Origin of the sequence: Gilvimarinus sp. 2_MG-2023, from assembly GCF_030547685.1 — a bacterium.
Taxonomy (GTDB): Bacteria; Pseudomonadota; Gammaproteobacteria; order Pseudomonadales; family Cellvibrionaceae; genus Gilvimarinus.
The window spans coordinates 102,256-119,049 of the sequence record NZ_JAUOQM010000003.1; the positions used below are offsets into that span (position 1 = coordinate 102,256).

Sequence of the window (16,794 nt, forward strand, 5' to 3'; positions counted from 1 at the left end):
TAACAATACTCTTTAATCAAAATTATATGACTCAATATGAATTTTAAATTAGTAGAAACTGATAAAGAACGCCATTTGGTACAAAAACTGTATCATGATTGCTTGGTGTTAGAAAGCAACATGCAAATTCAGGAGTCTGGAATTATTAATATGTACCCTCAATTGGAGGACCGGTACAATAGCGATGTGATATTCGTTAAAGAAGAAGATAAAATAGTGGGTACTATTAGCATTTCAAAAGATATTCACTTGGGCGCACCTGCTGATAAATACTTTCCCAATGAAATGACACAGATACGTAAAAACAACAACAAAATATGTAATGTCTGGCGTATCTGTACGCACCCAGAATACAGATCAAGAAATAGCTTAATAAAAAAACTCTTAAAACAGGCAATACAAATTATTATTAAAAAAGATTATGAGGAGATTGTCATAGCAGTGAACCCTGATAATGGTTTTTTTTATAAGAGGGTTTTAAATTTTACTGAAATTGCTCGAACCGCTCAAATGCCTAACGAATTAATATCAGCCGGAGTTATTCTAATGAGGGCGCCTCTTAAAGAATTACCGGAATATTGGAAAAAAGATGTTTCATACTTCTAATCAATCAATCACTGATTAACGTCAAAAAGAAGCGGTTTTACTTGTGCGCGCTTTATAATAGTTTCCACAATAGGCAGTACTACTTCAATTTTGGCACTGTCTACTATGGATAATGTAATCCAATAAATGGCGTTATTGTGTTTAAGTAGATAAAAGCCAACGCGCTGGTTTACTTTATTTTCGGAAAACTCATAGACCCTGTACCATACTTGTGCATCTTGATTCGTAAAAAATTGGGCACGATCAAGAACCGATATTGTATTGGACAAACTGCGGTGTTTTAATTTTCGCTCTAATATTCGCCAAAGCATATGATTCCGTTTCCAGCCGCTGATCATGCTAGCTGAAATAAAATAACTTGGTTGGTTGCTTAAGTAGCCAGCCAAAACCGTAGAATCGCTGGTGTCTGGATGTTGTATGGTGGATATAATTAGAGAGTCGGGAGGAGCGAGTAAAAGTCCAGGCGCTAATTCTACCGTTGGGTTTGCAGCCCATGCTGGAATGATAATAATGCAGAGTAATACGACGGCAGCAGGCTGGCGCAGGCGGCAAGCGTATAACGACCAGGCAATAAAAGACCGGGCGCTTAGGCTTAGAAGTGCTAGCAAATCTAGCCGAGGCCTGCATATACGCATGTTATTGATTTAACCCACATTGGCTACAGCTAATTAACACTGCAACGTCTGACTATTATTGTAGTGATCACTTTCCAGTTTCCCACGCGACCATCTTATAAGAGTTTTACCGACTTTTGTGTTTTTGTGCAACCCATTTCAGGTTTTAGAGTGATCCTTCAAATATAGTACCTAGAGGTAAAGAATACAATATTGTCAGTCTTTAGATGGCGGAAAACACTAAATCAGTCGTTAGTTAAGGAGCGAAGTCATACCTCGTGAAGGAGAAAACAATTTGAGTTTAGCCAAATAATGTACCTGTTAGAGTGTATTGGCCAACTAGGTGGTGGTTGAAACAGATACGCAACGGCTAGCTAGTGTAGAGCAATTTAATATTTCCAATAATAACAGTGAAATAACATTAACCGATTTTGAGTATGACGGTAAGCCCACTCTACGATAGGTCTTTGGCATATATACGCAAGCGGTACGGGGCACATATTCCAATAGATACAGCGTTAAATTTCTGACAGGTACTGGATTGCAATTCATTCTAGGTCGTAATAGTCAGCTTAATATTAATAATGATGACGCCAAAAAGAGAAGTACGCCTTGCAGCATAAAAGTAAAATGTCCAGCGCTGTCATTATTGTTTTGTCTTCAGTAGGAAGAGCCCTGGCCATTGATTAATAATCAGAATTCTCTAATGGATAAGAACAAAGTGAACAAGTTAACGAAGAGAAAATTTCCATTAGTATTCTCTGAATTTAATCGGCCACGTTGATTTAAAACACACTGGTGATTATGAGGATTTAGCCAGCGCCGATGCTAGGAGCAGAGGGAGTGATCGAGAGACGGAACACGAACGAGAAAAACCATAAATTGGCAGATCATGCCATTCTCAATTCGTATTTTATAAATAGAACATAAGTGAATTATCGTTTAACAGTTTCTATAAGGGTGTATTTAAAGGCGAGTGTATTTTGAAAAGAACGATTTCGGATGAAATAAAATATAAAGTATCAGATCTATTAGTGCCGATTTCAGATTTACGCTTTTATGGCCCCTTGTATTAGGTATTGATAAGAAAGGGTACATTATGAAATTTAGATTACTATTTGTCGCCAGCTTAACCCTAATGGTAAATGCTGGGTATGCGGAGGTGGCATTCCCAGAAAAACAACCAGAAAACGGAAATTTTAATAGGCCAATTCCCAACCAAGTGGTGGATGTATCGCCTCCGGGTTTTAGTTGGTGGCGTGCGGCACCGAGGGGTGAGGTCAGTTATCGTTTGTCGATTGATAGTGACGCTGGAAAGCCTGTGTATGTTTCAAAGTTGCAGAAAGATCCTGTCTATGTTCCCAGTGAAGTGTTGGCACAAGGTGAATATGTATGGCGAGTTGAGGCTGTTAACAAACAGGGGGAAACAGTCGCGATTAGAGCCCCGCAAGCGTTTACTGTCGCCGACGATGCTTTGGACTTGCCTTGGGTTGATCCAAAAACCTTGCTGCAACGAGTGGAGCTTGAGCACCCCCGATTATTATTTCCAAAGGCACAATTAGGCGAAGTGAAAAAAACATTGAAGGGGGAACGCAAGCTCGCTTTTAATGATCTGAAAGCTATGGCTGATACTGCGCTTACTATGGAACTTATGGTGAAGCCAGATTTTGATAAATATGATATTGAAAAGGAATACCCCGCTCGGCGCACGGCGTACCGAGCCTCCTATTTAAAATTCACCGATGTATACACACAAGGTATGACTCCCTTGGCATTGGTTTACTTAATGACCGGTGAAGAAAAATATGGCTTGGCGGCAAAAAAACACCTACTGCATGTACTTGATTGGGAGCTAGAGGGTATTGGTTCACTGGATGAGGGGTTTGATGAAATAGGATTGCGTATTGCTCGCACTGCCGCTCAGGGCTATGACTGGTTATACGATCTATTAACGGAAGAAGAACGCAAGGCCGTTAAGAAGATGCTGCTCGCCCGTGGCGATCAAATGTTAAATCGTTTAAAAGGGCGGGATTATTTAAATTTCTCGATCTACAGTCACGATGGCCGATTGCCTGGCTATTTGATGGAGTTTGCTATTGTTCTGGCTGAGGAAGAGCGAACCGTTGAGTGGTTGGACTATGCTCTTAAAGCATGGCTAACGGTTTATCCGCATTGGGGGGGCAGCGAGGGTGGTTGGGCCGAAGGCGTACACTATGCCATGTCTTATAATGATCGGTTTATTACTCCTTTGCAGTCGCTCTATGTGGCGACGGGCTACAATTTATGGAATAAAGCCTATCTAAGAAATATGCGACACTTTCTTACCTATGCGGTTGCGCCTCTGGGGGAGGTGATTCCATTTGGCGATATGGAGCATAATCCGGTAAGTAATTACGCTGGTGATCTATACTCAATTTTAACTTTCCATGCTTTGAATTATGGAGATGCTAAAGCTAGATGGTGGGCCGAACAATATAAGGATCAGCGAATGAATACGCGGCGGCTGGGAGCTATGCATCGTTTAATTCACCCTGATGCTATCGGTTCGAAAAAGCCTAATAAAATGCCACAGGATAAATTATTTTCAGGCATTGGCTGGGCCGCACTACATTCAGATATTTTAAATCCTACAAGTGATGTAATGCTGTTGTTTAAAAGCTCGCCTTTTGGTTCGGTTAGTCACAGCCATGCCGATCAAAATAGCTTTGCGATTATGAAAGGGGGTAAGGCACTGGCTCACCCTAGTGGTGCTCGCTTTCCACAACATTTCTCACCCTTTCATGTGGAGTATACCCGACAAACACTGGCTCATAACGCATTGCTAATTAACGGTGAGGGCCAAATTGACAGAGATGCAACAGCCACGGGAGGTATTGTCGATTTTCACAGTACCGAACACTTAGGTTATGTAGTAGGTGAAGCTGAAAGAACTTATGGTGACAGGCTTGATGAGTATCAGCGTCATGTTGTGATGATTCGACCCTCAGTGGTGCTTATTATTGACGATATGGCGGGGCCAGTACCTTTTACTGTTGATTGGTTATTGCACAGTAAAGAGGCAATGCACCTTGATCAGGGCAAACAACGTATAGACTCCACCCGTGGTGATGAGAAAATGCGTACTTATCTGTTGGCGCAAGAGGAGCTCGAATTTACCGTTTCGAATCGATGGCCGGTTGATCCAAAAAAGGATTACCCAATGGTTGAAACACCGGTGCCGGCTAACGAGTGGCATTTTTCTGCGCACTCCGGATCACAAGCCAAGCAAAAAGTTATAGCTGCGGTAATGCTAATTGCCGATAAGGGTGTTTATCCAGATGTAGAGATGACCCGTAAAGGTGGAAAAATTACTTTAAGTGGCCAGGTTGGTGGCGACCACTGGGAGGCTGTTTTACAGCTGAATTCACAGGAGAAAAATAGCGAGCAATTGCTCGATTTGTGGTATCAAACGGCTGAAGAAGGGCTACCAGAGACGATTAAAATTCCATAAATCTATATAATTTACGTTCCTTAGCGCCCAGTGTGCCAGAATTAAACGTGGTGCATTGGGCGATTTTTTTCCAGTGCCGTAAAAGCCTAGTGCTCGGTAGAGAAAAAGAACTGTTCTACTAGCACTAAGATTTAAATATTAATAATATTTATGGCGGAAGCTAAATCCTCAGTCGTCTAATAAAAAGCGGAGTAAATAACTTCGCATGGGAGAGAGTTGAAGTGACTATAAAGCCAAAAGCAATACTTCCTGTTTTATTGGGTTGTGCGCTATCTGCTCAAGCGGAGACTTCTCAATTGGGAACGACCGTTAACTTCAATATCTCTAGTGATAAAGCCGACATAACTCTCACCGAGTTTGCTCAGCAATCGAACCTAACGGTGATCGTTCCTTACGACAAAGTATTTACCATCGATACCCCCGCACTTGAAGGAAATTATTCCATTATAAATGCGGCAGTAACTTTGCTGGAAGAAACTGGTCTTCGCTTGGCGGTGAACCAAAATGGTCAGCTCACTATTAGAACGAATAACGATATTAAGAGGATTGACTCCATGCTGCAGAAAAATAAACTATCCAGCGCCGTAATCATGGCTCTAAGTACGTTGGCGAGCGCGCAAAATATCGCGCAGGAAACGGAACTTGCCTATGAAGAAAATAAAGATGAAATGGTGATTGAAGAGGTCATCTCGATCGGTATTCGTGGCAGTTTATCAGCGGCCATAGATGTTAAACGTGATTCAGATCAAATCGTCGATGCGATCGTAGCGGAAGATATTGGTAAGCTGCCTGACAACAATATTGCTGAGGCGCTGCAAAGGGTAACCGGGGTCTCAATTAACCGTGACTTTGGTGTTGGCTCAGAGGTTTCCATTCGGGGGTTGCCGCAGAATAGGGTTGAGTTAAATGGCCGATCGACACTGGGTGATGGGCGAAATGGTGTGAATTTTCAGGATTTTCCGGCGAGCTTTTTGTCGCGGGTTGAAGTAGTAAAGTCACCCACGCCGGAGATGATCGAGGGGGCTCTTGGGGGTACAGTTAATTTAAAAACGATACGACCGGTAGATTTAACCGAACCAGTTGCAGCCATTTCCATTGACGCTGAGTATGCGGATAAAACCGATAACTGGGCACCAATATTAAGTGCATCCGTGGGTAATAACTGGGACTTGGGTGATGCGGGGACTTTTGGGGCCATGGCAATGCTGTCCTACCAGGACCGCGAGTTGCGTCGCGATCGATACGAAGTCAACCTCTTCGTTTACGATGATATAGATATGAACCTCGACGGCGAAGTCGATGCTACTGATAGCGCTCAGAATACACCCAGTGGACAGTATGTAGTACCTATGGGCCATAAGTACGAACCCTATATAGAAGAGCGCGAGCGTACTGCGTTTAATGTGTCTTTACAGTGGGAGCCGGCATCGGGCCAGGGTAATTTTTATCTGGATTTAAATGGTACTGAACGCGATGGGAACCAAGAAGCTTATTCAATTCTTCCATCGGAAGGCAATCCAGTGGCAACCAGTAGCTCTTTTGAAGATGATAAAGGGATGCTCAACAACTATCGTATTGAAGGCGTTGCTCTAATCCCTAAAACATGGAGTGAATTTCGGCAGACGGATACGACCTCGTCGGCACTCGGTGGCGAGTGGCACTTTACCGATAACATTAAGGTAAGTGGTGAGTACTCTTACGCTGAATCTAATACCTATCAACCTCGATCAGAATTTAATTTGCGTGGTGTAGACCCTGTCGCTGAAGCGGAAAATCCACAAGATACGAATGATTTTATAACCAGCTACTCTGTTATTAATGCCAATGACTCAATGCCCAGTGTAATTTTTGACGGTGGCAATCACATCAATAACAACAGTTTATTAGCTCTTCGGGAGTATAGAACCCGCGATTTATCCATCGACAACGAAGAAGAGGCATTTCGGCTAGACGCGCAGTACTCCGACATTGGTAAAGGTGATTGGCTTACCATCAAGGCCGGTTTCCGCACTACTGAACGCGATTATACGCGGCAAGAGGCTGAAGTAAGGTTAACAAACATTTATCGGGATATGTTCGACAGTAATGGCGATCCAGGTATTATTTGGGTAAATGATATTGAAAGTCAGTTTCCGGGTAGCATAATCTCACCCAATGTTTCGGCTGATGCGTTTGAGCATACGGGCTTTGCCGGCGCTAACGATTTGCGCGACTTTACCGTGTTTGATGCGGGAATCTTGAAAGATACTGAGCAAACATTCTCTATTGTGCAGAGTCTTCTGGCTGGCAGTAACTACAATAGCCCGGATAATGGCAATGGTTATATTGATGCTTCCGGTAGTCGTGCTGACAATCTACAGGAAGTGACCGGTTCATACGCATTAATTAATGAACAAACCTCTGCGGCCTATTTACAATTCAATCTAGATTTTGAAAACGTCAAAATGGTCTTTGGTGGGCGTCAAGTAAATACCGAGCTAACCTCTACCGCCTATAACCAAGATGGCGATGCGTTAGTTTCAGAAACCAATAAGTACAATGACTTTCTGCCTAGCATGAACATGAGTGTTTATATTTCTGAAGACACGATTCTTCGCTTTGCCGGGGCTAAGGTTATGCGTCGAGCAGATTTTGATTTATTGAGTCCAACCTATCAATTTAATTCAGACCGCCTGCTTGCGACCAAGGGTAATCCTCAGCTTGAACCCTTTAGAGCGACACAATTTGATATTTCTGCGGAGCATTATTTTGGTGAAGGAGATATGTTATCGGCGACAGTTTTCTTCAAAAATGTGGAGTCCTTCCTGAAGTCTGAACAGTTTTGCTCTTATCAGCCCGAGGTTGTTCAGCAGCAAAACCTGACTGTACCACTTAATGTGTGTATCAGACCTACGGCGGTAGGGGATTCATCGACTTATTTATTCACCGATGATCCAGCAGAGCTTGCCAGTTACGTTGAGCAGGGAAGAAACGGTATTTTAACCACCGTATCTACCAATGGGTCGAGCGGTACCATTGAAGGTGTAGAGTTGGGATATCAGCAATCGTTCGACTCGTTACCAGGTGTATGGTCCGGTCTGGGGCTTATTGCCAACTACACTTTCTCGAAAAGTGAAGATCCAGATGGTGTGCCACTAGAAGATATTTCAGAAAACAGTGCAAACTTGCAGGTGTACTGGGAGAATGAAACGTTTGGAGTGCGTCTAGCTTACAGTTATCGCGACAAGTTCTTAGATAACAATCTGCATAAGCGTGTATCTCGTTTGGGGGATCAAGTGGCCTTTGGTACTGGGGCTGAAGATCCAACAGAGGGCAACGATTATCGAGATGGCTTGGAGCAAATTGATCTATCTGCCAGCTGGAATGTGAATGATGCTCTAACTCTGGTGGCGAATGTTAATAACCTGACCGGTGAAGCGAATTTCAACCAGGGTGCTACAGGTACGACTTGGCAAATTCAGGAGTCAGGTCGCCGCATGTCATTGGGTGCACGCTACTCCTTCTAGGTTTTTAAGTTAGGCAACAATGCGGGCTCACCCACCAATTTAGGCATAGGCATTCGGTTTTGCCGAATGTCTGCGGGTGAGCCTTATTTCACCGGCCGTTTAGGCCCGCGATACTGCATGGTAGATGTATGAGATTTAATAACATAACAAAAGTATTACGCACTTTAGTGTGCTTGGTGTTCAGTGTGCTATTGCTCACGGTGCACGCTTCTGCTGAAGATTATTTGGTGATGGATAAGGAGCAATATACCTCGGCAGTTAAAAACCTTAAGCCGGGCGATACGATTGTATTAGCCAATGGGGTTTGGCATGATTTTGAAATAGTGTTTGAGGGAGTGGGTACAAAAGACAAACCCATTACTTTAACGGCGCAAACAAAAGGGCAGGTTGTTATTTCGGGCAAATCTAACCTGCGTTTGGCCGGCGAGCACCTGCTGGTGTCGGGGTTAGTCTTTAAAGATGGATACTCCCCTACCACTTCGGTTATATCATTCCGTAAAAATATCGATGAAATAGCAAATAACTCCCGTGTTACAGAAATTGTTATAGACCGATTTAATAAAGCATATCGCGGCGAGGCAGACTATTGGGTTGCGCTATACGGCAAGTTCAATCGATTTGACCATAGCCATCTGGAAGGTAAGGGTACTAAAGGGGTGACCTTGGCGGTGAGGCTCGACACTGAGGCAAGTCGAGAAAATCACCATCGGGTGGATCATAATTACTTTGGTCCAAGGCCAGTGCTGGGAGCAAATGGCGGTGAGTCGCTTCGTATAGGCACCAGTCATTACTCAAGATCGCGTTCGGAGACGACGGTTGACCATAACTACTTTTACCGAACCGATGGCGAACACGAAATAATCTCCAACAAGTCGGGCGGTAATCGCTACCAAAACAATGTTTTCTTTGAAAGTAAGGGTACGCTAACGCTTAGGCACGGCCATGACAACTTAGTAGAAAACAATGTATTTATTGGCAACGATATTATGCATACCGGTGGTATTCGAGTGATTAATGAACGTCAAGTGGTGCGTGGAAATTATCTTGAAAACCTTAAGGGTGAGCGTTTTCGAGGGGCTTTGGTAGTTATGAATGGTGTGCCCAACTCGCCATTGAATCGATACGATCAAGTGAAAGATGCAGTAATTACCAACAATACGGTTATTAATGCCAGTCAAATAGTATTGGGAGGTGGTAGCGATGACGAATTAACAGCTATTGCGGAAGATACGATTTTTACCAACAATCTTATCTACAATAAGAGTGGTGAAGATATATTTACTATTTATGATGATATTTCGGGCATAGAGTTTAGTGACAATATTCTACACAAAGTGTCTAACCCAGATATTAAGAAAGGCTTTAAGGCGGAACAGGTTGTCTTGAAAAAATCTGACAATGGTCTGTTGTATCCTTTATCGAATGAACTTAAGAACGTCGGAGTTAGTGCGGACTTAAAACCAATTGATAAAAAATCAACCGGCGTGGCCTGGTATCCCAAACAAGAGAGGGGCGTTGAGTTTGGGGCGGGAAGCATTGTTAAGGTGAGTGCTGAACCAGGGGCATTGGAGCAAGCCGTAGAAAATGCATCGGCTGGTGATGTACTGGTGTTAGAGTCAGGTACATATTTTTTAACTAAGCTTGTGGTGATTGATAAACCACTAACTCTGCAGGGTGCGGGGGAGGTAACAATTGCGTATGAGCGTTCATCTTTGTTTGAGGTGGCAGAGGGCGGAAGCTTGCATTTGAAAGGGCTAACTATTACTGGTGCCAAAGCTCAGGATTACAGAGGTAATTCAGTAATTCGAACCAGCCGTCAGTCAATGCTTAGCAATTACCGATTGTTGATCGAAAGCTGTGAGGTGACGGACCTGAATGTAAATTTAAAATTCAATTTTATTCACGCCTCGCCAGGAACGCTCGCGGATAGTATTGAGATAATCAATTCAACATTTAGTGATATCAGTGGTTCTGTTATGAGTCTGGAGTCTGATAAAGACCCGCACGGAAATTATGTGGCAGATTATATTACTGTTCAGGGCTCGGAGTTTACCAATATTGGTGGAACAATATTACAAATCTTCAGTGAGGCCGGTGAGAGTGTCTTTGGCCCGCATTTTCTGATGGAGGATTCTGTCCTTGATCGTGTCGGCATGGGTAAAGATAATCTGAGTGGTGCGTCATTAAGTCTGCATGGTGTACTTGCAACGGATATTCGTAACAATAAGCTTATCGATAGTGCGCGAATAAAAGTTAATCATATTAAGGGTGAACCTAAAACCAATATTATTGACAATATATTTCAGGCGACTGAAAGGCCTGTTGTGAATGAGTTGTTTTATGTCAATAAGACGCCCAGCGCACATTTAGAAGGCAATAAATTTGTAAATTAGAGATATTGCTAGGAGTCTGATTACAGATAGGTATATATGCCTAAAAATTAACTGAATGAATCAATAGTTTTGTCTTGCTCAGGTCATATTTTCTCTCAAAGGGCCTATCTTCACCTTATGTGGGATATTAAATTTCTCGCGTAAGGTGTTTTTTTGTCTAAGTATACCGTTCTGTATATACACACTGTGTGTACTTTTCCTATAAGATCTTATGAGTGTGGAAAACAGGTAATGGCTTAAATCTCTAAGTGCTGATATTTGTACGGTAGGCAATTGAATGGAAAATCGGTAGGCGGTGTGAATACATTCTAACTCAGTTTCTACGAGTTATTTTTACGTACTTTGACGTTGTGATGAATTACTTAGAGTGGTGAGTGTAATGTAGAGGTGTCATCCACGATGATATCGGCTGGAATTCGATTGAGTGAATAGCGCTCACGACGTTCCCTTGCAAGCATTAGCATCTGCTTCATGGCTCTTTCTTCGCTGGTATTGTGAAGAGCGTTTAGGATAAAAGAAAAGTGTTCACGAATATTTGCTCTGGACCCTTGAGGGTTTTTAAGCTGTAAGGCATTAAAGATCGTCTGGTGTTGTTGGATAAATACGGATCGTTCGTGTTTCATGATGGTTTTATATGTGGTGCGTATGTCGGTTGAATGTTCACAGGCACGCATAAGATTGCGCACGATGTCGATAAGTGAACGGTTCAAGGTGGAGCTGACCAAAATAGTATGAAATTCGTTCTCAGCCTGACGCAGAGAGTCGATATCTTCTGCGTGAGTTGCGTGCATAAGTTTGATTGTACTTTGCAATTGATCAAGTTGTTCCTCAGAAATGGTCGACACCGCTAACGCGGATACTTCCGACTCTACCAAGCTTCTGGTTTCAATCAATTCAAACGGGTTATGGTTATAATTGGTAGGTGAAGCGTAAGTGTCTGGGGGCAGTATATAGGCCCCTGATCCGTGCCGAACCTCAAGCTTTCCCATCACCTCAAGTGCAATAATAGCTTCGCGTACAGGCGCTCGGCTTACCTTGAACCGCTGTGCTAATTGGTTTTCTGTTGGCAGTCTACCGCCGGCCTTAAATTCCCCTACCGCTATAAGTTGTATAATCTTAGCTACAATTTTTTGATAAGTGCGTACAGCCGCTAGTTGATGCTGCTTGCTCATAGAGCCTCCTGGGTATTGATCAGTCGTCGTCGGGTGTATGATCCGAGTGTGTTGACGAAGTTCCCTATCAGATTGTACAGGGCGAACTTACCTGTTGGCGGCCTTTGAAAAAGGCCGCGCCTGCGTAAATTGTACGTATTGGCAGTCCCGTATTATGGGGCGATGGTGTGTGAGTGTTCTGTATGAAAGCTAATGAGTGTGTTCTGGTTAGCCGTCATTGCTATCACTTGCTTTCCCGTCACCCTGCAAAGACAATTCGATGATGTTGGATTCAGTTTTATGATGGTTAATTTTAAAGTTCTCATGCAAAGCATTCAGTAAACCTTCGACATCACCTGCTTTGTATAGTCCGGCAATACGCATATCCAAAATGGCAGCGTCCATGACTTCGAATTCAGTGGGCGTATAGCGACTAAGCTCCTGTAAAGCTTCGCGCAAGGTTTCTCCACGAAACACTAGGTTGCCATCGCGCCAAGATAGTTTATCTTTGATGGCGCTATTATCAATTGTTTCTACCTGTGCTATTCGGCTATCACGCACACTGAGTTTCTGCCCTTTGGTTAACTCGCGTACAGGCTCTAGCACCAACTTTGATGGATCACCACGCAGGCTGTCTGGTTTGGCTGAGGGTTTAACTCTTACTCGCCCGTCGGTGACGATCACATCAAAATTTTTCTTATCTCTTAATAGCACATTAAAAGCCGTGCCAACTGCCTCGACAATTCTGCTACCGGTATCCACACGCAAGGGGCGTTGTTTGTCGTGTGCTACTTCTACGTGTAATTCACCTTTGTGCAGTACTAAAAGTCGCTCTTGGTCACTGTAAGTAACGGCCACTTTAGTGTCTGTATTGAGTAACAATTTGGTGCCGTCGGGCAAATTAACACTTGAGTGCACACCGATGCCCGTTTCATACAGTGTGTTTGAGGTCTCTGAGTTGACTTGCTTTTGTGATGCTGTTGATTCTTGGGTGTTGGGTAACATCGGTGCCAGTAGATTAAAGGCAAGTGCCAGAGCTAGTATGGATGCGGCGGCAGCCCAAACGGTTCGACCTTTGCTGTGGCTAGGTTGTACTTCATTGGTTGGTGGGTCAAACAGCTCAGATAAAACTGAGAGCCTGTCCATACGATCCCACAGAGCTGCCATTTCTAAAAAGATCTCACGGTGTCTGGTGCTTTCGGACAGCCAGGCACGCAATTGTGCTGTCTCTTGCTGAGACAGCTCCCGGTCCAACCGTGCTACCCAGAGCGATGCGGTATCGTAAACCTGCTCTTCGGTTTGGAGTTGATATACATTACTCATTGCGAAGCCTCTTGGCTCGTACTTGTGCCTTGTCGTTTGGTTGTCCCTGGCAAGTTCTGCTGCATATGCTTTTGGCAGCGTCGTAGGCCCGAAGCAATATGCTTTTCTACTGTGTTTTCACTAATATTCAATTGTTGTGCAATCTCTTTTTGGGTGTATCCATAAACCTTTTTAAGGACAAAAACCTTGCGACATTGCAAAGGTAAGTGCCGTACCGCCTCACAAAAATGTTCAAATTCTTGTTTGGCCGCGACCTGATCGTAAACCTGATCAAGCTTCTCAATCGCTCTATCGAGATCCACACTGTCATCTTCGGTGCTAACCGCCAGTCGGGTTTCGGAGCGTTTGAGGTAATCCAGCGCTAAATTTCGTGCCGTTCGGTACAAAAAAGAGCGCGGATGACTGATCTGCTCACTATTTTTGACAGTGCAAACCCTTACATAGGTCTCTTGTACGATGTCCTCAATCTCTTTTGGGGGCACCATACCAGACACCGCACGAATTAAACCTTTGCGCACGGACATATAGATTGATTCCAAGCTTTCTTTTTTGGTCATTGTTATTATGGCACTCAAAATACAACGGTAAAAATAGCTGGGACGTCTCTAAAGCCATCGCCCTCATGTATTAGACGAATTATGACCCCAAATCCGCCAATACTTTAAGCAGAAAGTGATTATTTGAGTCAAAGGCGAGCATTTAGGGCAAATACTAGAGAAGGGCAGCCCAGCCCAGCGGTGATGAGGGCTATGCAACTAGACTAAAGCGTGGCCCTCATGGTTCTGTCTGCCCATTACTGGGTGTAAATCGTTCTTATCCCGATGCTGCCCATCAACTATCATTTGATTGCTCTAATGATACCTCCAATACAGAAATAGGTGTAAGCTCGCGCACGATAGGGTGCTGTGTGGGTCAATCCACTACTTGATGGGGCACACAAATCCTTCAGGTTTAATGGCCAGTACCGAACACTGTAATTGCGATAACACCGATTCGGCGGTGTTACCAATAATGGCGCCAGGTATTCCTGTTCTTGCTACGGTTCCCATAATAACCAAATCTGCGTTTAAGTCGTCAGCCATTTTGGGCAGCTCATGATCAGCGATGCCTCGGACAACATAGGATTTTGGCGCGAGATAACGATAAGTGCTTTCACCCAGTGACTGCTGTAAGTTAGTTAAAAGCACTTTCATTTGGTAACTTCTTCGCTGATATTCCGATTCGTATAGGTCTTGCTCGGTATTGCTAGGTTGGTCCACCCAGAGGCTGACGAAGCCCGCTTCTGGTACATCGTATGTGTTAACAATGTGTAAAGCGGTGAAATCCGCAAGACTTAACGCACTGGCAATACCGAGCATTTTTCTATTAAGGTCGGCGTTAAGTGTTTCATCCGCTTCGGTATCAAAATCGACGGCTACAATGATATTTTTGTAGTCAACGTTGACATTGTCCTTTAGTAGCCAGACCGGGCAGGGGCAATTGCGCAATAATTGCATATCGTTGCTGCCAATCAAACGTTCAAGCCAGCTGATGTGGTCGACCTGTTTTATAACTAAATCAAATGAGTTCTCGGTGACAGCGCGAACGATTTCTATATACGATTTTCCTATTCTTAAGTCAGCGGTAGGGCTGATGTTTTTAGATAAAGAGTGGACATATTCCTGTAGGCGAACTTTTTCACGCTCTATAATGAGCGATTCTGCCTCTTCGTGATCAATTTCTATTTCTTGAGAATAAGAGGATAGGGATAGTTTGGGCAGCACATACAAGATGGTTAATGTAGCTTGAGAATTCTCTGCCAAAGTAATGGCTCGTAATAACGAGGCTGGCGGCTCAGTGTAGTGATCGTCTAAAACGTAAACGATATTACGAAATAACGCCATGTTTCTCTCCTTGATTTTGTTCTCTCTGGGGTTGTTCTGGCAAACCTTCTAATAAAAGCTCGACTGCTCTGTCTGCGGCATCTTGAAATGGCTCCAAAATGAGGTCTATCCCTAGTAATTGCAGCTCTTCCGATTCTTGACGGCTTTGCGATGCCGTAGCGAGTTGACCCTTAAAGCCGCCCGTGCGGGTAAGTTGAACAATGGTTCTTCGGGTATCTTCGGAGTTAATGCCGGTATGATGGTGAGGAACGGTAGAGACCACCCACTTAGCGTGACGCAAAGGTAAATCGGCAATAAACTCGGCATCGGTGACATCACCATAAGCGGTGTCCAGACCTAAATAGTTCCAGCGTTTAATAGCCGCAGGGTTGAAATCAACACCCAATACATTGATGTTCTGCGCTTGCAGGCGGGAGGCAATTGCAGTGCCAAGTCGTCCCAAGCCAAAAACAATAACGGGACAAGTGTTGCCGGAGTGATGCTCTGTGGGCTTTTCTCGCGGCGCGCCCTGGCGTTCAAACCAGCCTAAAATAGGTTCGAATAATGCGTAAAGTTGATGTGAGTAAGTGATCATATAGGTTGATGCGGCGATTGTAACGATGCCCACCAGTGTCACCAATCCTAAAATATCTTGTTGTACATGGCCTAAACTGATGCCCATGGCGATAAAAATTAACGAAAACTCGCTAATTTGTGCGACGGTTAAGCCGGCTAGAAATCCGGTGCGTTTTCGATACCCCATTAAACCCATAATGATAAGTACAATTAATGGGTTACCAATCAGCACAAATACAGAAAATAAAATAGCTCCGGTTAGGTGAGAGCCCAGCAGTGATAGGTCAATCGTTGCTCCTAAGGCAATAAAAAAGAACAACAATAAAAAATCACGCAAGGGCCCAAGGCGCGCCGCAATACTTTCCCGAAAAGGCGTTGAGGCCAGAGCAACCCCAGCGAGTAGGCCGCCGACCTCCATTCCCAAGCCGACAATTTCCCCAATGGCAGCGAACAGAGCCGCTTGAGCGATGGCATATATAACCAACAGCTCTGAGGCCTTGGCGAGTTTTTCGGTAAGTGGGTTGGCGATATAGCGGATAAAAAATATAACAAAAATAAGAAGTGCCAAACCCGACAAGGCCACCTGCCAAATAGAGGCGTTATGATTTTCACCGGCGCCAATACCAATGGCGGCAAGAACAATCATGGCGACAACAACAACCAAGTCTTGCACAATCAGAAAGCCCAGTGCGATCTGGCCATGCAAAGAGTCTATTTCTCGTTTATCAGAGAGCAATTTAACGATAATGATGGTCGAAGAAAACGTCAGTGCGACCGCAATATAGAGGCTGGAAATAGTATCGAGACCAATAGCCAAGCCAATTAAGTAACCAATAATGGAGGTGAAAGCCACTTGCCCTAGGCCGGTCATAACCGATACACCACCAATAGAGCGAATTAATTTGACGTCTAATTTAATACCGACTAAAAACAGGAGAACGGCGATGCCGAGCTCAGAAAGCAGTTCGATTTGTTCTTTAGAGTGAACTATGTCCAGTCCAGAGGGGCCAGAGAGCAAACCTACGGCGATGAAGCTCACAATGAGTGGCTGGCGCAATAATAGGCCGATAAACCCTACAATTGCGGCCAGCACTAGCAGTGCGGTAATTTCCGTAAATGCTGATTGTGCAATCAGCTCTGTTAGGTTCATATATGATTCCTGAGTTTTGTCACGTAAAGCTTACTGATGATATCAACACGCCGTGTAATGGTTATACCTAGTCCCTACATCATAGAATAACCATACGGTTTTTATGGGGCGTAAGTGTTAGTA

At 43.9% G+C, this 16,794-nt stretch carries 10 protein-coding genes; 4 read left to right on the top strand and 6 right to left on the bottom strand.

Features of this window, described 5'->3' with window-relative positions; genetic code table 11:
• The first annotated feature begins 36 nt into the window (after positions 1-36).
• Positions 37-606 carry a GNAT family N-acetyltransferase gene (locus Q4526_RS00550; RefSeq protein ID WP_215974756.1) on the top strand — a complete coding sequence of 190 codons (570 nt, stop codon included), beginning with the start codon at positions 37-39 and terminating at the stop codon, positions 604-606.
• An 8-nt stretch (positions 607-614) separates the two neighbouring features.
• Here the strand turns inward: Q4526_RS00550 and Q4526_RS00555 are convergent, their stop codons facing one another.
• Entirely contained in the window at positions 615-1,214 is a 600-nt protein-coding gene (locus Q4526_RS00555) for a hypothetical protein (RefSeq protein ID WP_215974757.1), read from the bottom strand.
• 1,105 nt (positions 1,215-2,319) lie between these two features.
• Between Q4526_RS00555 and Q4526_RS00560 the strand changes: the two genes are divergently transcribed.
• The 3 genes from Q4526_RS00560 (at position 2,320) to Q4526_RS00570 (ending at position 10,609) form a co-directional block, all read left to right on the top strand.
• Complete coding sequence (locus Q4526_RS00560) at positions 2,320-4,710, top strand: DUF4962 domain-containing protein (RefSeq protein ID WP_215974758.1); 2,391 nt, start codon at positions 2,320-2,322, stop codon at positions 4,708-4,710.
• A gap of 296 nt (positions 4,711-5,006) precedes the next feature.
• Positions 5,007-8,216, top strand: coding sequence for a TonB-dependent receptor (locus Q4526_RS00565; RefSeq protein WP_303609485.1), 3,210 nt, complete (start codon positions 5,007-5,009; stop codon positions 8,214-8,216).
• Positions 8,217-8,344: 128 nt separating this feature from the next.
• A complete protein-coding gene (locus tag Q4526_RS00570; RefSeq protein WP_215974759.1) occupies positions 8,345-10,609 on the top strand; it encodes a polysaccharide lyase 6 family protein in 2,265 nt (754 codons plus the stop codon).
• 362 nt (positions 10,610-10,971) lie between these two features.
• Here the strand turns inward: Q4526_RS00570 and Q4526_RS00575 are convergent, their stop codons facing one another.
• The 5 genes from Q4526_RS00575 to Q4526_RS00595 all read right to left on the bottom strand — a co-directional run bounded on the left by Q4526_RS00575 (position 10,972) and on the right by Q4526_RS00595 (position 16,671).
• A complete protein-coding gene (locus Q4526_RS00575) occupies positions 10,972-11,781 on the bottom strand; it encodes a FadR/GntR family transcriptional regulator (RefSeq protein WP_215974760.1) in 810 nt (269 codons plus the stop codon).
• Between the two features lie 207 nt (positions 11,782-11,988).
• Positions 11,989-13,083 (bottom strand): FecR domain-containing protein, encoded by a 1,095-nt coding sequence (locus Q4526_RS00580; RefSeq protein ID WP_215974761.1) that lies wholly within the window; start codon positions 13,081-13,083, stop codon positions 11,989-11,991.
• Complete coding sequence (locus Q4526_RS00585) at positions 13,080-13,640, bottom strand: RNA polymerase sigma factor (RefSeq protein ID WP_215974762.1); 561 nt, start codon at positions 13,638-13,640, stop codon at positions 13,080-13,082. The genes Q4526_RS00580 and Q4526_RS00585 overlap by 4 nt, the downstream gene beginning before the upstream one ends.
• 363 nt (positions 13,641-14,003) lie before the next feature.
• Positions 14,004-14,966 carry a universal stress protein gene (locus Q4526_RS00590; RefSeq protein ID WP_215974763.1) on the bottom strand — a complete coding sequence of 321 codons (963 nt, stop codon included), beginning with the start codon at positions 14,964-14,966 and terminating at the stop codon, positions 14,004-14,006.
• Complete coding sequence (locus Q4526_RS00595) at positions 14,950-16,671, bottom strand: cation:proton antiporter (protein WP_215974764.1); 1,722 nt, start codon at positions 16,669-16,671, stop codon at positions 14,950-14,952. Before Q4526_RS00595 ends, Q4526_RS00590 begins: the two co-directional genes overlap by 17 nt.
• Between the last annotated feature and the right edge of the window lie 123 nt (positions 16,672-16,794).